Here is a 2551-nt window from a genome sequence, read left to right as displayed (position 1 = left end):
CTGGAAGAACCAGGTGCCAGAAGTAGTCGGCGACTTTGCCCACGGTCGACAGCGATTCGAAGTTATCCGAAACCAGCCCGCGCACCGGGAACCAATTCAACGACGTGCCACCGGCGAACACCACGATCAGGAACATGGCGAACAGGAACGCCGGCATGGCGTAGCCGATGATGATTGCGGTGCTGCTCCAGATATCGAAATGGCTGCCGTGTTTCACGGCTTTGCGAATACCCAAGGGGATCGACACCAGATAGGTGATCAATGTCGCCCAAAGACCGAGGGAAATGGTCACCGGCATTTTTTCCAGGATCAGGTCGGTGACCGTGGCGCCACGGAAGAAGCTCTTGCCAAAGTCCAGTTGTGCGTAGCTGGTGAGCATTAGCCACAGGCGTTCATGGGCGGGCTTGTCGAAACCGTATTGTTTTTCAATGTCCTTGATCAGTTGTGGGTCGAGGCCACGGCTGGCGCGCGAGGTGCCGTGCATGGTTTCGCCGGACCCGCCACCGACTGCCGCGCCGCCGATGCCTTGCAAGTGTGCAATAGCCTGTTCAACCGGACCGCCCGGCGCCGCCTGGACGATGACGAAGTTGACCAACAGAATGATCACCAGCGTCGGAATGATCAGCAGCAGACGCCGCAGTATGTAAGCCCACATCAATGCGGCCCTCCGGGTTTGCCACGGCTGATTTTCTCGGCGGTCATTTGCTGGTTGGTCAGCGGCGTGGTGCTTATTTCCCACCAGCTCTCGATGGCTTCGTCATTGCTGGCCTGTTCGTTAGGCCGGCCGAACCGGTTCCACCAGACGGTCGATGTGCCCGGCGGGTAATAGTTGGGAATCCAGTAATAGTTCCATTGCAGAACCCGGTCGAGCGCGTGGGCATAACGCAGCATCTCGGGCTGGGTGGTGGCGTGGACCAGCCCGGTGAGCAGGGTGTCGACCGCGGGGTTCTTCAGCACCATATAGTTATTGGCGCCGGGGTCGTTGGCCGAGATCGAGCCGAAATAATTGAACAGTTCACCCCCGGGTGAGGTGGTGACCGGGTAGCCGGTGACGATCATGTCGTAATCGCGGCTCATCAGGCGATTCACATACTGCGACGAATCGATTCGACGAATGTTCAGATCAATGCCGATCTGTTTCAGGGTGCGTTTATACGGCAGCAGCAATCGGTCCATGCCGTTCTGGCTGACCAGGAAGGTAAAGCTCAGCGGCTCGCCATCGGCATTCACCAGTTGATCGCCATCGGGTTTCCAGCCGGCCTGTTCGAGTAGTTCCAACGCTTGCAGCTGCTTGTCGCGAATCACACCGCTGCCATCGGTTTTCGGTGCTTCGAAGACCTTGGTGAACACCTCGTCGGGGATCTGCCCGCGCAGCGGTTCAAGAATGGCCAGCTCCGCCGCATCGGGCAGCTGCCGCGCCGCCAGGTCGGTATTGGAGAAGTAGCTCTGCTGGCGGATGTACATGTCGCGCATCATCTGCCGGTTGCTCCACTCGAAATCCCAAAGCATGGCCAGGGCCTGGCGCACCCGGCGGTCCTGGAAAATCGTGTTCTGCAGGTTGAAGACAAACCCTTGGGCGGTTTGCGGCGCGTCTGTTGCCAGGTGAGCCTTTTGCAGGCGACCGTCGCTCAGGGCCGGGCTGTCATAGCCGATGGAATAGCCGGTGGCGGAGAATTCGCGGTTGTAGTCATAGGCTCCGCCCCGTAGTACCTGACGCGCGACGTCGGTATCACCGAAGTATTCGATGCTGAAGCGATCGAAGTTGTAGAGGCCGCGGCTGACGGGTAAGTCCTTGCCCCACCAATTGGCGTCGCGCTCGAACGTGATGCTGCGACCGGAATCGACTTTGCCCACTTTATAAGGGCCGCTGCCCAACGGCGCCTCGTACCCGCCGCCGCTGGCGAAGTCGCGGGTCTTCCACCAATGTTCGGGAAACACCGGCAGCGTCGCGATGTCGAGGGGCAGGGTGCGGTTTTCGTTGCTTTTGAAATCGAACCGGACGGTCAGTGGCGATTCAACTTCAACGCCTTTGACGTCAGCGAATTGGGTGCGATAGCGCAGGCTGCCCTGGGTCATCAACAGGTTGAAGGTGTAGCGCACGTCCTCGGCCGTGATCGGTTTGCCGTCGGCGAAGCGCGCCTTTGGGTTGAGATAGAAACGCAGGAACAGACCGTCGTCCGGACGCTCCATCTTTTGTGCGACGAGGCCGTACACGGTGTAGGGCTCATCCAGCGAGCGCTGAGCCAGCGGTGAGTAGAGCAAGCCGTCGATTTGAGTGACGCCAATGCCCTTGTCGATGTACGGCAGCATATGGTCGAAGTGACCTATTTCGACCGCCGAGCGACGCATTGTGCCGCCCTTGGGTGCTTGCGCGTTAGTGTAGGCAAAATGACTGAAACCGGCGGGATACTTCGCGGGTTCGCCGTACACGGTCAACGCATGTTGCGGTGCAGCATTCACACCGGCGGCGCCCAATAGCAGCGCCACGGCAGTAAATAATAAAGTGGGGAAAGCCAGTCGCATTGTCAGCCTTAGAGCCGGAGGATCGAAA

2 protein-coding genes are annotated in these 2551 nt (G+C 59.3%); both read right to left on the bottom strand.

What is annotated here, in order from left to right; genetic code table 11:
• Positions 1-655, bottom strand: a 655-nt coding sequence (locus AC1DRJ_RS24235) for an ABC transporter permease family protein (RefSeq protein ID WP_477804380.1), incomplete at its 3' end; no start/stop codon positions are given.
• On the bottom strand, positions 655-2523 hold the full coding sequence (locus tag AC1DRJ_RS24230) for an extracellular solute-binding protein (RefSeq protein ID WP_477804381.1): 1869 nt from the start codon (positions 2521-2523) through the stop codon (positions 655-657). The genes AC1DRJ_RS24230 and AC1DRJ_RS24235, both read right to left, overlap by 1 nt.
• Between the last annotated feature and the right edge of the window lie 28 nt (positions 2524-2551).

It is taken from the genome of Pseudomonas sp. P5_B2 (assembly GCF_056400445.1).
This window is presented reverse-complemented; position numbering and strand designations above follow the sequence as displayed.

What these genes read in the sequence shown, in the direction of transcription:
- AC1DRJ_RS24230 (WP_477804381.1), bottom strand. Translation starts at nt 2,523, where the DNA reads ATGCGACTGGCTTTCCCCACTTTATTATTTACTGCCGTGGCGCTGCTA.